Source organism: uncultured Roseobacter sp. (assembly GCF_947499265.1).
Lineage (GTDB): Bacteria > Pseudomonadota > Alphaproteobacteria > Rhodobacterales > Rhodobacteraceae > Roseobacter.
In genome coordinates this window covers 512,936-530,205 of record NZ_CANMNK010000004.1, presented here as the reverse complement: position 1 = coordinate 530,205, position 17,270 = coordinate 512,936, and the positions used below count along the sequence as shown (strand labels likewise).

Sequence of the window (17,270 nt, the reverse complement as noted above, 5' to 3'; positions counted from 1 at the left end):
TCAAGCCCCCTTTCTGCGCAGTGTCTGAAGCAAAAGCATCACAATGATGATCATGCCAAAAGTTATATTGCGCCAGGCATCCGAGATTTGCATCACCGACAGGATCGACGTCAGCAAGGTAATGAACAAGACACCGCCGATCGTGCCCACAAGGCTGCCGCGCCCGCCCAGAATTGACGTACCACCGATCACAACGGCCGCAATCGTTGGCAACAGGAACGGATCGCCCATCGACTGATAGGCCTGGTTTGCATAGCCCGCCAACAAGACACCACCCAGCGCCGAGCAGACCCCGGCAATCGCAAAGGCCGCAAAAATGACCGATGGCGTTGAAACGCCCGACAAGAACGTCGCCTTTTCATTGTAGCCAATAGCCGACAGGTAGCGACCAAAACCTGAGCGGGTGAGCACGAGAGCCATCATCCCCGCAACGAGCATCCAGACGAGAAAGGCCGCCGGGATCCCGGCCAACTGCCCTGTTGCAAGCCATATCATTGTGTCACTTGCTTCACCCTTGGGGTTGAACCCGCCGGTGTTCAGGACCGCGACGCCCAACAGCATCGAATTGACCGCCAGCGTCCAGACCATTGACGGAATGCGCAGGATCGCGACGCCAACACCGTTCACAATGCCGATCAGGCCGCCGAAGAGGAGCGCGGCCGGGATTGCCAGAGCGGTCAAAACCGCGTCGCCTGTTCCCGCAAGCGACGTCGAGAGAATTGCGGCGCCGCCCAGGATCCAGGGAACGGACAAATCAATATGACCCAGCAGGATGACCAGGGTCGCCCCCAGCGCAAGCAATCCAAGAAACGCCGAGATCTGCAGCTGCTGCGCGAGATACTCAAACCCGAGAATCTGAGGGTAAAAAACACTGCCCCCCAGGATGAGCAGGACGGTCCCGATGTAGGGCACCAGGCTGTCCATACCGGGCAGACGTTGCATCAGGCCACTCATCGTCCGAACACCTCCAGCTTGTTCTTCACGCGCAGGACATCCGCCCCGCCGATTGCGATTGCCGCGGCCAGGATCAGACCTTCGACGAAGGGTTGTGCCAGCGGTGGAAGTCCTGAGAAAAACATCAGCGCTCCGATTGTCTTGAGTATGAACGCCCCGGCAATAGCGCCGGTTAACGTGCCGACACCTCCCCGCAGCGCCACCCCGCCCAAGACAACAGCCGCTATCGAATTCAAGGTGAAATTCGGCCCGATCCCGGCATCGCCTGTCGTTGTGACCAGACTGAAGTAAAGCCCGGCAAGCCCCGCAAAAAGACCGCCCAAAGCAAAGGATGCCAGTCGAATTCTGGCAACCGGCATGCCCGACTGAAAGGCCGCCTGTTGAGAAGAACCAACCGCGTAGAGGCCCAATCCGAGCCCGGTGCGACGCAGGGGCACCCAAATCAACCCAATGACCGCCACTGTGATGATCAGCGCCGTCGGCACGCCAAGCACATCCAGGGTCAGCGCATCAGCAAGGTCATAGTCGATCTGCCCCCCGGGCGTGGGCCGCAACAGCAATGCAAGGCCAACAAACACGGAGGCCGTCGCGAGGGTCACGACGATGGGCTGGATACGGCCATAGACGACCAACAGACCGTTCAACACCCCGCATCCGACCCCGGCGGCCAGGACGACGATGATGCCAAACGTCATTTCGACACCGGTCCCTATGACCAGATAGGAGGCAATACAGTTGGTCAGCGCCATGATCGCCCCGACCGACAAATCAATACCGCGCACGATGACGGCAAAGAACTGTGCAATCGCGGCCAAAGCCAGGATGAGACACTGGTTCGCCCAGATTGTCATGACATAGGGGGTCGGGCCTGCGGGATGCGTTGCAAGATAGGACACCAGCAAAACCAGCAGAACAGAAAAGGCGATTGTCTCGCGCTGGTTCACGCGCATAAGATCACGCATGAGCGATCCCCTCGGCAGCAGCTGGCGTCTCATGCATGTTCAGCGAAGCGGCGATGATGTTTTCTGCCGTGATATCGGCTCCGGAAAGCCGGCGCACGACGCGTCCGCTGTAGAAAATATGCGCGTCGTCGCACAGGTGGATCAGTTCTTCGTAGTCTGTTGACAGCAGCAGGATGGCGACGCCGCTGTCTGCCAATCGTCTGAGCAAGGCGTAGATTTGGGTCTTGGTTTTGACATCTATTCCGCGGGTCGGGTCGGCGAGCAACATACATCGCGGGCCCAGCGACAGCCATTTGGTGAGCGCCACCTTTTGCTGGTTTCCCCCTGAAAGTTCGGAGACCGTCTGATCCAGACTGTCGCATTTGAGTTCCAGCGCGTCGAGGAAGGGTTGATAGATCGCGGGGTCGCCCGCATCGATACCCTCAACGCCCAAGGCGGCGAGTTCCATATTGTGCGCAATGCTTTGCTCCAGCACCAGACCTTCGGTTTTCCGGTCTTCCGGGACCAGAGCGATGCCAAGCTTCGGGGACTTGGCGGTCCTTGGGTGGTTTACCGTGATTTTCCGCCCATCCATCATGCAATCCCCTCGGGTGCCCTTGAGCAGCCCAAACAGACCTTGCAAAACCTCACTCTGGCCTTGCCCATCCAAGCCGCCAAGACCCGTGATGCAGCCCTTACGCAACACGATGGACACGTCATCCAACGTGTCGCCCCAACCGAAACCATTCAGGCTGATAACCTCTTCAGCGTCAGCAACCGGGTCGGGCTTTGCCGGGAACAGGTCATCAATGCGCTGGCCTACCATCTTGCTGATGATCGCGCCGTAATCATAGGCCCCGTTGTCAAAGGTCTCGACATGGGACCCGTTGCGGAAAATCGAGATGCGATCTGCAAGCGCTTCGATTTCGTGAAACCTGTGCGAAATGAACAAGACGCCGACGCCCGCGTCGCGTCTGGCCCGTATCAGACGGAATACTTTTTCCACCACGGATGCGTTCAGGGCGGAGGTTGCTTCATCAAGGATCAGAAGCCTTGGATTGCGCGAAAGCGCCTTTGCAATTTCGACCTGCTGGCGCTCGGCCAATGTCAGGTCAGCAACACGCGCCTTCATCCGGATGGCGTCGCCATCAATTTGCGACAGGATGCTCTTTGCGCGCTCTACCACTGCGGTATCCAGCCGCCCCAGGCCGCGTCCCGGCGCGCCCAGCATCAGATTTTCGCGAACCGTCAAATCCGGGACCAGTGAGAGCTCTTGGAACATGCAGATCAGGCCCCGCGCCATGGCATCGGCCGGTGAGGATAGATCGGTCCTGGCACCGTCCACATCGATATGTCCGGAGGTGGGTCGGATAACCCCGGATACCAGTTTCATCAGTGTTGATTTGCCAGCGCCGTTTTCGCCCAGAATGGCGTGAATCTCGCCCGCGAAACAGGCAAAGTCCACGTCTGACAACGCCCTGGTTGCGCCATAGATTTTGGAGACGCCAGACAGGCGCACAATAGCGGTCTCTGATCGCGGCATTTGAACCATCCGACTGTAAAACGGGATCGTAGACCCGGCGACATCGGATGCCGCCGGGATAAGTACCAGGCCCTTAGGTGTCGTCAGCGCTTTGGCCGATCAGCTCTTCGGGGGTGAAGGGCGCAATGCAATCCGGAAAACCGGTGCCTGTGTTGAAGGACTTCGGCAGATCGGGGAAGTAATTCACGCCAGCCTCCAGATCACTTGCCAGAACCTGCGGGATCGGCAGGAATACGGTTTGCGGCAGTTGGTTCCCCTGCAATAAGGCGACAGCAGCTTCGAGCGCGATCGCGGACATGGCCGGGGCCTGCGACGCAGAGATGCCGGGGATATCCAGTTCATCCATCAAGATCCGCACACCGTTTTCACCGTCAACACCCATCGGGACAATCGGGTGCCCCGCCGCTTGCATTGCGTTGATTGTGCCAGCGGCGCCGTGCTGCGATACGACTGCGTCAAATTCGCCGTGGGTGGCGAGTGCGTCAGCAACAACCTTTTGACTGGTGCCAGTGTCCCAGTTGCCGACCACTTCCACAATCTCAAGACCCTCAACTTTTTCGAGAACGCTCATCATGCCGAGACGACGGTCCCGATCAGTGGCATTGCCCGGCAAGCCGTTGACCATCAGAATTTTGCTGGCGTTTCCGCCCAGTTCATCCATCACCGTTTGTGCCTTCAGGCGGCCAAGCTCTAGCTGGCTTTCATTGATCTGGACCACCTTGTCAGTATCCAGAACGTTGTCGAAAGGTACCAGCACCGTGCCTGCACGATCTGCGCGGCGGATCACCGGTTCAAAGGCACTTGGGTTGACCGCAATAAAGGTAATGGCGTCATAACCCGCTGCGATAAAGTTATCGATTGCCGCGATTTGCGCAGCACTATCGTTGCCGACGGAAACGACCGTAAACTCTTCGATATTTGCGGCGTTTTCCGGCCGCGCGGCCCAGGCTTTTGACGCTTGAATGGCCGCGATACGCCAGTCGTTGCCAGCAAAACCGTTAACGAAAGCAATTTTGTAAGGTCCGTCCTTAGCCTCGCCCTGAATCGTGCTTGTCCCAGGCGCCGGGACAAAGCACTCCGGGCGGTAGGTGTCCGCATGGCCTGATGTCGCTAAGACAGCAGCCAAAGCCGTACCCAAAAGAAACTTATTCATTTTGATATCCTCCCAATTCGTCGAAATACTTATATGTTTACGTAAACATACTGGCCATCATTAACATGTTTACGTAAACATGTGTCAAGCCTTTCTCTCGTCCCGGTCGGACGTTGCCGCGCAACAGGCAGGAAACTAAATGAAAATTATGAATACTCGCCCAACCATGGATGACGTTGCCGAAAAGGCTGGCGTGAGCCAGATGACTGTCTCCAGGGTGATGAATGGCAAGGGCTACATCTCCGAAGAAGTCCGAGGCCGCGTCAGGGCCGCGGCGGCGGAAATTGGCTATGTGCAGAATCGTCTGGCACGCGGGCTCAGATCAGAAAAAACGCCACTTGTCGCGGTTGTTCTGCCAACGCTTGGGAACTCAGTTTTCAATGATGTGCTTAGCGGTATCACGGATGCCTTGACCCAAGCGGGTTGCAGGCCAGTCTTCGGCGTCACTGAGTATTCCGAAGAGAAAGAAGATGAACTCGTCCGTGACCTGTTGTCCTGGCGCCCCTCCGGGATCGTGCTGACCGGTTTGGAGCATTCTGACATCACACGGGCTGCAATTGCGGCGGCAGGTGTCCGGGTCGCCGAGATCATGGATATCGATGGCACACCGATTTCAATGGCTTTCGGCATGTCTCAGAGTGCTGCGGGTCATGCCACTGCAAAGCACATGTTGGCGCAAGGGCTCCGCAGATTTGCTTACGCGGGCAGCCATAGCGGGCGCGATCTGAGGGCTGGCAAGCGGCTCGAAGGTTTCCGGCGAACGCTTCGCGAAGCAGGGGCAACCTTGCTGTCAGAGAATATCAGTCCAAACCCATCCTCGATGATGGAGGGGCGTCGAATGACGGCAGAAATTCTTTCGCGCCCCGATAAACCAGAGGCGATCTACTATTCCAACGATGATTTGGCGACCGGCGGCATCATGCATTGCCTGTCAAACGGCGTCCGGATGCCCGAAGATATTGCGCTCGCGGGCTTTAATGGATTGCCATTTCTTGAGGCCTTGCCGGTGGGTCTGACGACTGTTGAAACCCCGCGCTATGAGATGGGAAAACAAGCGGGGCAATTCTTGTCGAGGCCAGATCCTGATCTCGCTGACGACACCGGAAAAGTGATCGACTTGGGGTTCAATCTCATCGCGGGGCAGACGTGTTAGCAATTGATGCCTCTTACAGGCCAGGCTAGCGGAAAGGGTCCGGCTGTCGATTACGTCAATCCTGTCGCTACACATTTATCGGATGACATTCGATCACGCCAAAAGTCCCGAAATAAGGGCTAAACCGCAACTATTCCCAAGGCTCCCAAGCTACCAGATCAACTCGAGAACGAACACGACTGGTGCGCCCCGTTTCGGCGTGAACCGAAAGCTGTGATCGCATCATAAACCCGATCAGCATCAACGTTCCTGCCCCCTTTCACTATTTTGCGCGAGCGTTGGATATGAGCAAATTGGCATTCCCTGCCAGTAGGAAATTCCGATTGTTCGATTTGATAAAATTCAGCAGACGCATAGCAATCAAATGGGTCTCATGAAGAACCATGTGGGTTGGGCTGCACCCTTGAACTGGCCTGCTCGCCGGTATGGTAACTCTGAAGGAAGAGGTGCTTGCAGGAAGTGTAAAGGTGATTTCCGACCCTGACTGCAAAGGAATTTCGCTACTGTATCGACGCCAATTCCGCGAACCGGCCGATGGTTTATCCAACCGTTTGTTCCCAACCTTGCGATGGCAAAGACAGAGCTGAAAGCGGCTATTTGCGGTGTGACCGCTCCAGCCCTAGCAAGCGAAAAGGATTCTGCTTCTTTGCCCCCTGGAATTTCTTACTCTCAGTATCAAAATCTCTAACTATTTGATTTCTCATAAAACGTAGTATCGCTATTGAATAGGTCCTGCGCGTGAAAAGGACGGACCAACTGGCGACAAGCGCCTGACATCACGCATCAAGGACTTCGCGGATCAACGTCGTAGCAGCTCCCCAACCTTCGAACGAGGCCGACAGGAGCCAAAACCCAATAACAGTCAGAAGAATGGCGAAGGCGGCTCCAAAGAACTGCCAAAATGATGTGCCCGCGCTCTTTTTTTCACGAGCACGGCGCACATCATGCAGTAGGAAAAATCCCAGAGCCATCAAAAGCGCCCCGACCCCCATGCCAAGAACAACACCCGACAGCCGGAAAAAGAAATCCGCCTCGATACGTCCATCACCGATATCGAATGCGGCTGCGAAATACTGAAGCGAAAACCCGTAGGCTACAAATGGAGACAATATCAGCGCGGCCAATCCCCCGGAAACGGTAGGGAGGTTGGCTTGGTTGGCTTCCGGAAGTCTGGAACGGCGGCGCGAGATTCTGAGGTTCAGCTGCTTGCGCCGCTTCATTGATCCAGGAAGGAGCGCAACTTACGTGACCGGCTGGGATGCTTGAGCTTGCGCAACGCTTTGGCCTCGATCTGGCGGATCCGCTCGCGGGTCACGCTGAACTGCTGACCCACCTCTTCGAGCGTATGGTCGGTGTTCATCCCGATGCCGAAGCGCATGCGCAGCACACGTTCCTCGCGCGGCGTCAGGGACGCAAGCACACGCGTCGTGGTTTCCTTGAGGTTCTCCTGAATGGCACTGTCCAGCGGCAGCACCGCATTCTTGTCCTCGATGAAATCACCCAGCTGGCTGTCTTCCTCGTCGCCAATCGGCGTCTCCAGCGAGATCGGCTCCTTGGCGATTTTCATCACCTTGCGGACCTTCTCCAGCGGCATCTGCAGCTTTTCAGCCAGCTCTTCCGGCGTCGGCTCGCGGCCAATCTCGTGCAGCATCTGGCGACCGGTGCGGACCAACTTGTTGATCGTCTCGATCATATGCACCGGAATGCGGATCGTGCGGGCCTGGTCCGCGATAGACCGGGTGATCGCCTGCCGGATCCACCAGGTGGCATAGGTGGAGAATTTATAGCCACGGCGGTATTCAAATTTATCGACCGCCTTCATCAGGCCGATGTTACCTTCCTGAATGAGATCAAGGAATTGCAACCCGCGGTTCGTGTACTTTTTGGCAATCGAAATCACCAGACGCAGGTTCGCTTCGACCATTTCCTTCTTGGCCTGACGCGCCTCTTTTTCGCCCTTCTGAACCTGCTGCACAATGCGGCGGAATTCGGAGATGTCGAGACCAACATACTGCCCAACCTGCGCCATGTCAGCACGCAGTTCCTCCACCTTGTCGGTCGAGCGTTCAATGAACATCTGCCAGCCGCGGCCGGGCTTTTCAGCCATCCGTTCCATCCAGTTCGGATCCAGCTCATACCCGCGATATTCATCAACGAATTCACGCCGGTTGATGCGCGCCTGATCCGCCAGTTTCACCATTGCCGAATCGATCTGCATGATGCGGCGATTGATGCCGTAAAGCTGATCGATCAACGCTTCGATACGGTTGTTGTGCAGATGCAGTTCATTCACCAATAGAACGATCTCGGCGCGCAATTTCTGATAAAGTGCTTCATCGCCATCGGTGAAACTACCATCTTCATTCAGCGTCGCCGAAATCCGGCTGTCCTGCATCTCGCTGAGCTTCACATAGTCGTCGGCGATGATGTCGAGCGCCTCAAGCACCTGCGGCTTCAGCGCCGCTTCCATGGCCGCAAGCGACATATTGGCCTGGTCGTCCTCGTCATCATCATCATCCTGGACAATCGGATTGCCGTCGGCATCCAATTCCGGGCTCGCCTCTTCCTTCTTTTCTGATGTTCCATCGGCGGCCACGACGGGCTCGTCCACGGCACCGTCTTCATCCATCTGGTTGCCAAAGGTGGCCTCCAGATCGATGACATCCCGCAGCAAAATCTCTTCGGACAGAAGTTCGTCGCGCCAGATCGTGATCGCCTGGAAGGTCAGCGGGCTTTCGCACAGGCCCGCGATCATGGTGTTGCGCCCGGCCTCGATGCGCTTGGCGATCGCAATCTCGCCCTCGCGGCTCAGCAGTTCGACCGATCCCATCTCGCGCAGGTACATCCGCACGGGGTCGTCGGTCCGGTCCAATTTCTCGGAGGTGCCGGAGCCGAGCGTAACCTCACGCGTGCCTTCCGTGGTGGTCAGCTCGGTGGAGCCCTTGGCCTCTTCTTCCTCGGCATCCTCATCTTCGATGATGTTGATGCCCATCTCAGACAGCATCGACATCACGTCTTCGATTTGCTCGGAGCTGACCTGATCGGGCGGCAAGACCGTGTTCAACTGGTCGTAGGTGATGTAGCCCTTTTCGCGCGCCTCACCGATCATCTTCTTGACGGCGGCCTGGCTCATATCAAGCGAATGGCCTGCATCCTGATCGTCGGGTTTGGCGTCGGTGTTGGTGTCTTTGGCGGCCATGCACTGCTCCTCAAAGGTCTCATCGATTCGCTTGCCCGAATCACTAGGGAATCATCTAGCGTTTTTGGGTGATTCGGCCACCCGTTTACCGTCTTTTTCTGGAGGTTTCCCGTTCAAATATGGTTAACCCTCCGGTTTCTGATGCTTAATAGCATCAAGTAAGGCGTCCAAGGCGCTCCGTTCCTGCCGACTGATTCGGGCACCATTCTCGCCCAGGTCGTATTCTGACGTGTCTTCCTGCCCGCTTCTGCGTGCCATATCCGCCGCCTTTGCGGCCTCCGACAGGCGCCACGTCACCCCTTCGTCGGCAACTCCGCTGAGGTCCTCCGCGGCTTCGGCAATCTCGGCGCTCAATCCGCGCGTGCTGTGCAGTTTGGCCAGTTCTTCGGCCACGGTCATGCGCGCCATATCGGCATCCCCCGGCGCGCGAATACAGGGCACGATGGCCACATGGCGCTGGTTCAGCAGATTTTCAAGAGCCTCCGCCCCCATCACCTCAGAAATTCTGCCCTGCAATGCCTCGGCGTCCAAATCCATGTGCCTCAGCAACGTTGCGCGCAAATCAGCATGGACAGGATCGGCGCAACGCATCTGCTCAATCCCGGATTCAAAGGGTTCAATCACTTCCGGACAGGTTACAAGCGCTGCCAGAATGACAGCTTCGCGCAGATGCTCGGTGCTTTGCGTGTCTCCGGAAGCCGCCAGCAAAGACGCCTTGGTGGAGGCCAAGGCCGGTGCCGGTGCCTTGTGCCACCCCCGTTGCCCACCGCTGCGCGGGCCGCCTGCGGGCTTGCGCTGCGGACGGAACAGCTGCCACCGTAAATCTTTGATTTCCTGACCATAATGGCTTCGGATCGAGGGGTCCCTGATCGTCATGATCTTGTCGCGCAGCGCCTTGTCCAAGGCCGCTTTGCGCTCCGGACTGTCAAAAACACGCCCCTCGGTCTCGCGCTGCCAGAGCAGCCGCACCATGGGCAGCGCCTCGTCGAGCAGCTTTTGCAACGCCGGCGCGCCCTGCTCGCGCAACAGATCATCGGGATCCTTGCCCGCAGGCATAATCGCAAACCGCAGCGACTGCCCGGCTTCCAGCAGCGGCAGCGCCAGATCGATCAGACGCATCGCCGCGCGCAGGCCCGCCGTATCCCCATCCAAAGCAATGATCGGCTCCGGCGCTATCCGCCAGAGCATCTGCAGTTGGTTCTCGGTAATCGCCGTACCCAGAGGCGCCACCGAGGCCTCGAACCCGGCAGAGGCCAGCGCAATCACATCCATGTAGCCTTCGGCGACAATCAGCGGCTGGCCCTTACCCGCGGCCGTCCGCGCGGGCCCCTGATTATAGAGGCTGCGCCCCTTGTCGAAGAGTTCCGTCTCGGGCGAATTGAGGTATTTGGCATTGTCGTTCGGGTCCATCGCCCGCCCACCAAAGGCAATTGCCCGCCCCCGCGCGTCCCGGATCGGGTAGATGATCCGCCCGCGAAACGTGTCATAAGGCTTGCCGCCTTTGGTCGAGGGCTTGGCCAGGCCGGCATCCAGGATCAGCTGGTCTTCAACACTCTTGGCCTTCAGATGATCCCACAGCCCCTGCCACTGATCCGGTGCAAATCCGATCTCCCAGCGCTCCAATGCGCCTGCGTCCAGGCCCCTGCGCTCAAGATACGCGCGGGCCTCGGCCGCAGCACCCGTGTTCAGTTGCAGGCGAAAGAATTTGACCGCCTGCTCCATCACCTCCGCCAACTGGCTGCGTTTGTCCGCCTTTTGCTGGGCTTGCGGGTCACGTGCCGGCATCGGCATGCCCGCTTCGCGCGCCAGAATTTCCACCGCTTCCATGAAGCCCACGTTTTCGGTTTCGCGGACAAAGGAGATGGCATCGCCCTTGGCGTGGCAGCCAAAGCAATAATAGAATCCCTTGCGGTCATCGACGTGGAAACTGGCGGATTTTTCCTGATGAAAGGGGCACGGCGCCCACATGTCACCCTTGGCCTGGTTGGATTTGCGCTGATCCCACATGACCTTGCGCCCGACCACCTGGGTCAGGCTCATCCGTGTGCGCAATTCATCCAAAAATCCGGGCGGCAGGCTCATGAACTATATATCGGCGCGCACCGGGGTAGAGTCCAGAGCGTGAGGGTCAGTTCACCCGTTTGATCCGCGCCCCATCACGCCTCTCGCCAGGTCAGAAGCGCCACAGGCGGCTCAGTTGCCCTGCGCCGCGCTAAGATCTGCCCCCATGCATTGCTCGAAGGTCGCGCCACGCCAATCGGTGTTGCGAATGTCCTTGCGTTTCAGCCCGTACAAATGCGGCGCAAGCACCGGGATCATCACGTTATAATTCTCAGGCCAGGTGGCGGTTTCTGCCAGCGCTTCGGGCAATTTACGCTCACTCACGCGATCCAGACGCGCTTGGGCAATGGCCGCCACGATATCCGCCTGATGCCCGCATAGGACTTCCTTGTCCTCCTGGGCCAGCACCGGAAAAGCAGTCCAGGCAAGCGCAAGAACCAGAGAATAACGCAACATATGAAGTCTCCGCATGGGTTGTTTCGCAGGCAGTTTAACCGCGTGCGGCGACGCCTTCCATAGCCTGTTTCAAATCGTGCACCAAAGTGCCGACCATGGACCGGAATACCAGGATCAGGAAGCTGTCCGCGCCAATCCGCGTGATTGAGCCGTTCATATGCATGATCAAAGACCGCACGGTATGGCCGCGCTTAAAATGCACCGCGCGCAGATCCACCGGGACCAGTCGCGCCAGCGCGTTCTCTGCGCCTTCACCAGTCAAGGCCACACAGGCCCAGGCATCCGATTGATCGGTCAATGCTGCGGGAGTCATCAGAGCCGCATCCGGAGCGGGGCCCGCCAGCAATGCCATCCCACGCCCAAACCAGATCGCCCGCGCGCCCTCCTTGCCCGTCGTCCGATTGGGCGCAGGAAACGCCATGCCATGCGCTGATTTCAGCGCCGTTGAGGCCGCCTCTTCCTGTCCGACGTAAGGTGCGATCGACGTCAGATGGCCCAGATCGACCTCTGCCAGGGTCAGCGCACCAACAGTGACGGGCAGCACCCCTGCGCCGGGGCTTTTTGCAACAAGATCAACCACGGGTTCTGCCTCCCTCCGGGTCAAAGAACACTGGCGAACAGATTTCCACGTCAGTCTCCAAATCGCGCATCTGGTCAACGATGCGCAGGGTCTCCCCCATCCGCTCCGACCCGCGTTTCACAAAGCCCATGCCGATGAAATGTCCCAGCGTCGGCGAGAACCCTACTGAGGTCACATAGCCCTGATCGTTAACCCGCGTGGCCTCATCCCTTTGGTTGAACACATGCGCGCCCGCAGTCAGTTCCTTTTTGGCGTTGATGGGTTTGAACCCGACAAGCTGTTCGCGCTCCGGATCGATCATGCCTTCGCGGGCGGCCATCGTCTTGCCGATGCAATCCTTCTTGGCACTGATCATCCGCCCGAACCCAATATCAAAAGCCGTTGTGCGGCCGTGGATTTCAGCATGGGTGATATGGCCTTTTTCGATACGCAGCACGTTCAGGGCTTCCATGCCATAGGCCCCACCGCCCATGCTTTCGGCCCGCGCCACCAGCAGCTTGAACAGACTCTCGCCGTAGCGCGCAGGCACCGCAACCTCATAAGCGTGCTCGCCCGAGAAGGAGATGCGGAAAAGCCTGCCCGCCACCCCCGCAACCGTGACCGTGACCGCGCCGCAGGCCATGAAGGGCCAGTTGTCATCGTCAACCGGCGTCTCCAGCAACTCGTTCAACAGCGCGCGCGATTTCGGCCCCGCGACAGCAAATTGCGCCCATTGCTCCGTGACCGAAGTGAATCGCACATCGAGGTCAGGCATCAACGCCTGATGCACAAATTCCAGATGGCGCATGACGTTGCCCGCCGCCGCCGTGGTGGTTGTCATCACGAAGTGATGCTTCCCCAGGCGCGCGGTGGTGCCGTCATCCATCACATGCCCGTCTTCGCGCAGCATCAGGCCGTAACGCACGCGCCCGACCTTCAGCGTGGAAAACATGTTGGTGTAGACAAAATCCAGCAACGCGGCAGCACCCGGCCCCTGAATGTCAATCTTGCCCAATGTGGAGACATCACAGACCCCCACAGCCTCGCGCACATAGCCCACTTCGCGGTCGCAGGACTGCCGCCAGGTCGTTTCGCCCTTGCGTGGGAAATAGCTGGGGCGATACCACAAGCCCGCCTCGATCATCGGCGCGCCCATCTCTATGCTGATGGCATGAGATGTGGTCAGGCGTTGCGGCGCAAATCCGGCCCCCTGCGCGCCCGCACCCATCGCCGCAATGGACACCGGGGTATAGGGGGGCCGAAAGGTCGTCGTGCCGGTTTCGGGGATGCCACGCCCGGTGGCATCGGCCAGGATCGCAAGGGCGGCAACATTGGAATTCTTGCCCTGATCGGTGGCCATGCCCTGCGTGGTATAGCGTTTCATATGTTCGACCGAGCGGAAGTTTTCAGTGGCCGCCTGTTTGACATCCTTCACGGTCACATCGTTCTGGAAATCAAGCCACGCCCGGCCTTTACCCGGCACGGCCCACAAGGGCGACAGCGCATAGGGGGTGTTATCCGCTTTCGGCAGGCTGGCGCGCGGGGCTTTCTGGCCCAGCTCTTTCAGCGCCGCCTTTGCGGCCTCGGCGCCCGCTGCCAAACAGTCCGCTGTGCTAAAGTCGCCGTTGCACGCCCCTGCCGACACAAGGCCCAGGACGGACCCTGGGGTCGGTACAAAGCTTGCAATATCCTCGCGCCATGTCGGGCGGCCGTTCATATGGCAGGTCAGATGCACGGTCGGGTTCCACCCCCCTGACATCGCCAGACAATCCACATCGATCTGGCGCTCGGAATTTGCGGTTTTGACCATCACCGAGGTCAACCCAAGCCGCCCTGTGCTGCCCGTCACCATCGCTCCGGCGAGGACCGGGAAAGACGCATCCGAAACCTGCACATCAGGGCGGCTGTCGATCAGGGCCGCAACCTCCACCCCCGCCGCCGCCAGATCCGTGGCCGTTCGATGCGCATCATCGTTATTGCCAAAGACCGCGACACGCTGGCCCGGGCTCACGCCCCAGCGGTTGAGGTAGGCGCGCACAGCCCCCGCGGTCATGATGCCCGGACGGTCGTTATTTTCAAAGGCGATGGGGCGTTCCAGGGCACCAGCCGCAAGGATCGCGCGTTTGGTGGCAATGCGCCAGAAGGTTTCCAGCGGGGCACCATCGGGGCGCAGGCGCCGGTGTGTGTTAACCCGTTCCAGCGCGGCATAGGTACCCTGATCATAGGCGCCGGTGACCGTCGTCCGGGTCATCAGGCGCACGTTGTCCATGCTTTGCAGTTCGGCCACAACGGCCTCCGCCCAGGCATGGCCCTGCATCCCATCGATCTCATAGGTCTCGGCATTCAGCCGTCCGCCCATCCGACTGTCTTCATCCACCAGGATGACGTCGGCGCCGGCGCGTCCTGCCACCAACGCGGCCATCAGGCCCGCAGGCCCCGCCCCGATCACCAAAAGGTTGCAGAACGCATAAGCACGTTCGTATTTGTCAGGGTTGTTCTGCCCGCTCAATCCGCCCAGTCCAGCGGCACGGCGAATGATCGGCTCATAGAACCTCTCCCAAAATCCGCGCGGCCACATGAAGGTCTTGTAGTAAAATCCTGCCCCAAGAAAGGGCCAGGCGAGATCATTTATCCCCATCAAATCCGTCTTCAGCGAAGGCCAGGCATTTTGCGACCGCGCCTCAAGCCCGTCGTAAACCTCCTGCATCGTCGCGCGCACATTGGGCTCCTGCGCGGCACCGCGGCCCACGGTCAAAAGCGCATTTGGTTCCTCGCTGCCCGCCGTCAACACGCCACGCGGTCGGTGGTATTTGAACGAACGCCCCATCAGGCGCTGCCCCTTGGCCAACAGCGCCGAGGCAACCGTGTCGCCCGCATAGGCGGTATGCCCGATGTCATCGAATTGAAAACGCACCGGTTTCGACCTGTCAATCAGGCCCTTGCCCTCAATTCTCATGACCGCGCCCTCGCCGCATCCTCGGCCAGGACGGTCGCCAGAACCTCATGTGTCACCGTGTTGCGCGTGACCACTACCCAGGCACCGCACCCGCCATCATGCTGCCAAAGATCGCGGGTCTCGCCCGCCGGATTATCCCGCAGATGCACGTAATCCGCCCAAGGATCATCGCCCGCATCAGGCGCCGGACGGCGCAGCGCCACCGCATCCCCCTGATAGTAAAACTCGCGCCGGTCCCGTTCGCCGCAGATCGGACAGGTCAGCCTCATTGCGACACCCCTTGTTTCTTCTGGCCCAAAATATCCCCGCCGGAGGCTCCCATCACTTGCCTCCCTCAGTGCAGGTTGTGTTGAGAGCCGGTGCCCTCTTCATCGATGAGCCCACGCCCGGTCCTGAACCGGTCCAGGCGGAAACCTCTCGCCGTTTCATGGCTCTCTCCCGTCGCCATCAGATGCGCCAGGGCATAACCAGACCCCGGCACGGCCTTGAAGCCGCCGTAACACCAGCCGCAATCCAGAAACAGCCCGTCCGTATCCGTCTTGTCGATGATCGGGGAGCCATCAGGGGTCATATCCATGATCCCGCCCCAACTGCGCAGGACCTTGGCCTTGCCGATCATCGGCATCAGCGTCATCCCCGCCTCCATCACATGCTCGGCCATGGGCAGATTGCCGCGTTGCGCATAAGACGCATGGAAATCCAGATCACCGCCAAAGACCAAACCGCCCTTGTCGGATTGGCTGATGTAGAAATGCCCCATGCCGAAACTGACCACGTGATCGATGCAGGGCTTCAACCCCTCGGTCACGAACGCCTGCAGGATATGGCTCTCGATCGGCAACCGCATGCCCGCCATGGCCGCCACCTGCCCGGAGCGACCCGCCGTGACAATCGCAACCTTCTTGGCCCGGATCGCGCCGCGACTGGTCTGCACCCCGCGCACCACACCGTTTTCGATGTCGATGCCGGTGACTTCGCAGTTTTGCACCAAATCCACGCCGCGCGCGTCCGCGCCCCGCGCATAGCCCCAGGCCACCGCATCATGCCGCGCCGTGCCCCCCCGCGGGTGCAGCAAACCGCCATAGATCGGGAACCGCACATTATCGAAATCCAGATAGGGCAGATATTTCCGCACACCGTCGCGGTCCAGCAACACAGCATCATCGCCCTGAGCCGCCATCGCATTGCCGCGCCGCACAAACGCATCGCGCTGCCCATCGGAGTGGAATAGATTGATCAGGCCGCGCTGGGAGTGCATGATGTTGTAATTCAACTCGTCCTCGAGCCCTTCCCAAAGCTTCAGCGAGTGGCTGTAGAATTCGGAATTGCCCGGCAGAAAGTAATTGGCGCGCACAATCGTCGTGTTGCGTCCGATATTGCCGCTGCCGATGTAGCCCTTCTCCAGCACTGCAATGTTGGTCATGCCATGGTTCTTGGCTAGGTAATAGGCAGTGGACAACCCGTGCCCGCCCCCGCCGATGATCACCGCGTCATAATCCGCTTTGGGTTCGGGGTCACGCCAGTGCGGCGCCCAGCCCTTGTTGCCTGTAAGGCCTTCCCTCAGAACACGCAGGCCCGAAAATCTCACGTGGTATACTCCATGCTTTTCAGCAAATCCTAACAGCAGTCATTCGGGGTGTCCGCGACCGAAACCGACCAAAGATGTCGCGGAAAGACTGGCATGCTCACTCTCGATACGCAGCGCTACGCTCTTCGGCGCTGATCACCTGGGGTGTCGCAACCGGTGCGCCTGCGGCGTCAAAGAAAGGGGTCTGCCGCGCCGTGCCATTGAGGTAGGCGGCAAGCGAACGTTTCAGAAGCCCGCCCAGCATGCGGCCCAGCCCCTTGTCCTTGCGCGGCCCCCCCGGCAAGGCTGCTTTTGTAAAGCCATAGGTCACAACAGGTCCAAAAACCTCCGACTGAGCAAAAATCGGCCGCCACATGCCCGCAAAAGGCAGGCGCGGGGATCCGGTGGTATTGGCCAAAGGGGTTTTGCAACAGGCCGCATACCAGCGATGCAACCCTTTGGCAGAGAGGCGCAGGCAGGCGATCTGCTCTGCGCCTTGGGTGATCTCAAGGCGGGCGGGTAGCACCTGAACGATCGGGCTGCCGCCGCCGGGTTCCAGCGCGTCCAATTGACCCATGTGACGGGCAAAGGCCCTGCAATCCTTGCAAAAACACATCAAGTGGCAGGCGGATGAGGGGGAGGCATCGTGCAACACCCCTTTCAGGGTGCCGCAAGAGCAAGAAAACGCAACATCGGTCATAGACGAGCCCTGAAAAATTGATGCTGCG

14 protein-coding genes are annotated in these 17,270 nt (G+C 59.2%); 1 reads left to right on the top strand and 13 read right to left on the bottom strand.

Translation table 11 applies throughout. The features are described from left to right. From Q1A63_RS13635 to Q1A63_RS13620, 4 genes are all read right to left on the bottom strand, one after another. A complete protein-coding gene (locus tag Q1A63_RS13635) occupies positions 1-954 on the bottom strand; it encodes an ABC transporter permease (RefSeq protein WP_299632071.1) in 954 nt (317 codons plus the stop codon). Beyond that, positions 951-1,916, bottom strand: a complete 966-nt coding sequence (locus Q1A63_RS13630) for an ABC transporter permease (RefSeq protein WP_299632068.1) — start codon at positions 1,914-1,916, stop codon at positions 951-953. Before Q1A63_RS13630 ends, Q1A63_RS13635 begins: the two co-directional genes overlap by 4 nt. Continuing rightward, on the bottom strand, positions 1,909-3,438 hold the full coding sequence (locus Q1A63_RS13625) for a sugar ABC transporter ATP-binding protein (RefSeq protein WP_299632066.1): 1,530 nt from the start codon (positions 3,436-3,438) through the stop codon (positions 1,909-1,911). Before Q1A63_RS13625 ends, Q1A63_RS13630 begins: the two co-directional genes overlap by 8 nt. A gap of 73 nt (positions 3,439-3,511) precedes the next feature. Continuing rightward, positions 3,512-4,591 (bottom strand): sugar ABC transporter substrate-binding protein, encoded by a 1,080-nt coding sequence (locus Q1A63_RS13620; RefSeq protein WP_299632064.1) that lies wholly within the window; start codon positions 4,589-4,591, stop codon positions 3,512-3,514. 148 nt (positions 4,592-4,739) lie between these two features. Here Q1A63_RS13620 and Q1A63_RS13615 point away from each other — a divergent pair, with 148 nt between their 5' ends. Continuing rightward, a complete protein-coding gene (locus tag Q1A63_RS13615; protein WP_299632062.1) occupies positions 4,740-5,744 on the top strand; it encodes a LacI family DNA-binding transcriptional regulator in 1,005 nt (334 codons plus the stop codon). A 776-nt stretch (positions 5,745-6,520) separates the two neighbouring features. Here the strand turns inward: Q1A63_RS13615 and Q1A63_RS13610 are convergent. The 9 genes from Q1A63_RS13610 to Q1A63_RS13570 form a co-directional block, all read right to left on the bottom strand. Beyond that, on the bottom strand, positions 6,521-6,964 hold the full coding sequence (locus Q1A63_RS13610; RefSeq protein WP_298972486.1) for a hypothetical protein: 444 nt from the start codon (positions 6,962-6,964) through the stop codon (positions 6,521-6,523). Continuing rightward, the gene (gene rpoD, locus Q1A63_RS13605) at positions 6,961-8,943 is read right to left on the bottom strand and encodes an RNA polymerase sigma factor RpoD (protein ID WP_298972483.1); all 1,983 of its coding nucleotides are present in this window, start codon (positions 8,941-8,943) and stop codon (positions 6,961-6,963) included. Before rpoD ends, Q1A63_RS13610 begins: the two co-directional genes overlap by 4 nt. Before the next feature lie 123 nt (positions 8,944-9,066). After that, positions 9,067-11,025 carry a DNA primase gene (gene dnaG, locus Q1A63_RS13600; protein ID WP_298972481.1) on the bottom strand — a complete coding sequence of 653 codons (1,959 nt, stop codon included), beginning with the start codon at positions 11,023-11,025 and terminating at the stop codon, positions 9,067-9,069. Between the two features lie 111 nt (positions 11,026-11,136). Beyond that, positions 11,137-11,460, bottom strand: a complete 324-nt coding sequence (locus Q1A63_RS13595) for a hypothetical protein (RefSeq protein ID WP_299632059.1) — start codon at positions 11,458-11,460, stop codon at positions 11,137-11,139. A gap of 34 nt (positions 11,461-11,494) precedes the next feature. Next, the gene (locus Q1A63_RS13590) at positions 11,495-12,040 is read right to left on the bottom strand and encodes a sarcosine oxidase subunit gamma (RefSeq protein ID WP_299632057.1); all 546 of its coding nucleotides are present in this window, start codon (positions 12,038-12,040) and stop codon (positions 11,495-11,497) included. Next, on the bottom strand, positions 12,033-14,975 hold the full coding sequence (locus Q1A63_RS13585; RefSeq protein ID WP_299632055.1) for a sarcosine oxidase subunit alpha family protein: 2,943 nt from the start codon (positions 14,973-14,975) through the stop codon (positions 12,033-12,035). Before Q1A63_RS13585 ends, Q1A63_RS13590 begins: the two co-directional genes overlap by 8 nt. Further along, positions 14,972-15,244 carry a sarcosine oxidase subunit delta gene (locus Q1A63_RS13580; RefSeq protein WP_299632053.1) on the bottom strand — a complete coding sequence of 91 codons (273 nt, stop codon included), beginning with the start codon at positions 15,242-15,244 and terminating at the stop codon, positions 14,972-14,974. The genes Q1A63_RS13585 and Q1A63_RS13580 overlap by 4 nt, the downstream gene beginning before the upstream one ends. Positions 15,245-15,309: 65 nt before the next feature. After that, positions 15,310-16,563 (bottom strand): sarcosine oxidase subunit beta family protein, encoded by a 1,254-nt coding sequence (locus tag Q1A63_RS13575; RefSeq protein WP_299632051.1) that lies wholly within the window; start codon positions 16,561-16,563, stop codon positions 15,310-15,312. A 97-nt stretch (positions 16,564-16,660) separates the two neighbouring features. After that, positions 16,661-17,242: a DUF6151 family protein gene (locus Q1A63_RS13570; protein ID WP_298972464.1), complete on the bottom strand. Its 582-nt coding sequence runs from the start codon at positions 17,240-17,242 to the stop codon at positions 16,661-16,663. Positions 17,243-17,270 lie beyond the last annotated feature (28 nt).

Excerpts from the sequence above, each read along its gene's own strand:
- Q1A63_RS13570 (WP_298972464.1), bottom strand. The coding sequence starts at position 17,242 with ATGACCGATGTTGCGTTTTCTTGCTCTTGCGGCACCCTGAAAGGGGTG.
- rpoD (WP_298972483.1), bottom strand. The coding sequence starts at position 8,943 with ATGGCCGCCAAAGACACCAACACCGACGCCAAACCCGACGATCAGGAT.
- Q1A63_RS13585 (WP_299632055.1), bottom strand. The coding sequence starts at position 14,975 with ATGAGAATTGAGGGCAAGGGCCTGATTGACAGGTCGAAACCGGTGCGT.
- Q1A63_RS13580 (WP_299632053.1), bottom strand. The coding sequence starts at position 15,244 with ATGAGGCTGACCTGTCCGATCTGCGGCGAACGGGACCGGCGCGAGTTT.
- Q1A63_RS13615 (WP_299632062.1), top strand. The coding sequence starts at position 4,740 with ATGAATACTCGCCCAACCATGGATGACGTTGCCGAAAAGGCTGGCGTG.
- Q1A63_RS13610 (WP_298972486.1), bottom strand. The coding sequence starts at position 6,964 with ATGAAGCGGCGCAAGCAGCTGAACCTCAGAATCTCGCGCCGCCGTTCC.
- dnaG (WP_298972481.1), bottom strand. The coding sequence starts at position 11,025 with ATGAGCCTGCCGCCCGGATTTTTGGATGAATTGCGCACACGGATGAGC.
- Q1A63_RS13625 (WP_299632066.1), bottom strand. The coding sequence starts at position 3,438 with ATGCCGCGATCAGAGACCGCTATTGTGCGCCTGTCTGGCGTCTCCAAA.
- Q1A63_RS13620 (WP_299632064.1), bottom strand. The coding sequence starts at position 4,591 with ATGAATAAGTTTCTTTTGGGTACGGCTTTGGCTGCTGTCTTAGCGACA.
- Q1A63_RS13635 (WP_299632071.1), bottom strand. The coding sequence starts at position 954 with ATGAGTGGCCTGATGCAACGTCTGCCCGGTATGGACAGCCTGGTGCCC.
- Q1A63_RS13630 (WP_299632068.1), bottom strand. The coding sequence starts at position 1,916 with ATGCGTGATCTTATGCGCGTGAACCAGCGCGAGACAATCGCCTTTTCT.
- Q1A63_RS13595 (WP_299632059.1), bottom strand. The coding sequence starts at position 11,460 with ATGTTGCGTTATTCTCTGGTTCTTGCGCTTGCCTGGACTGCTTTTCCG.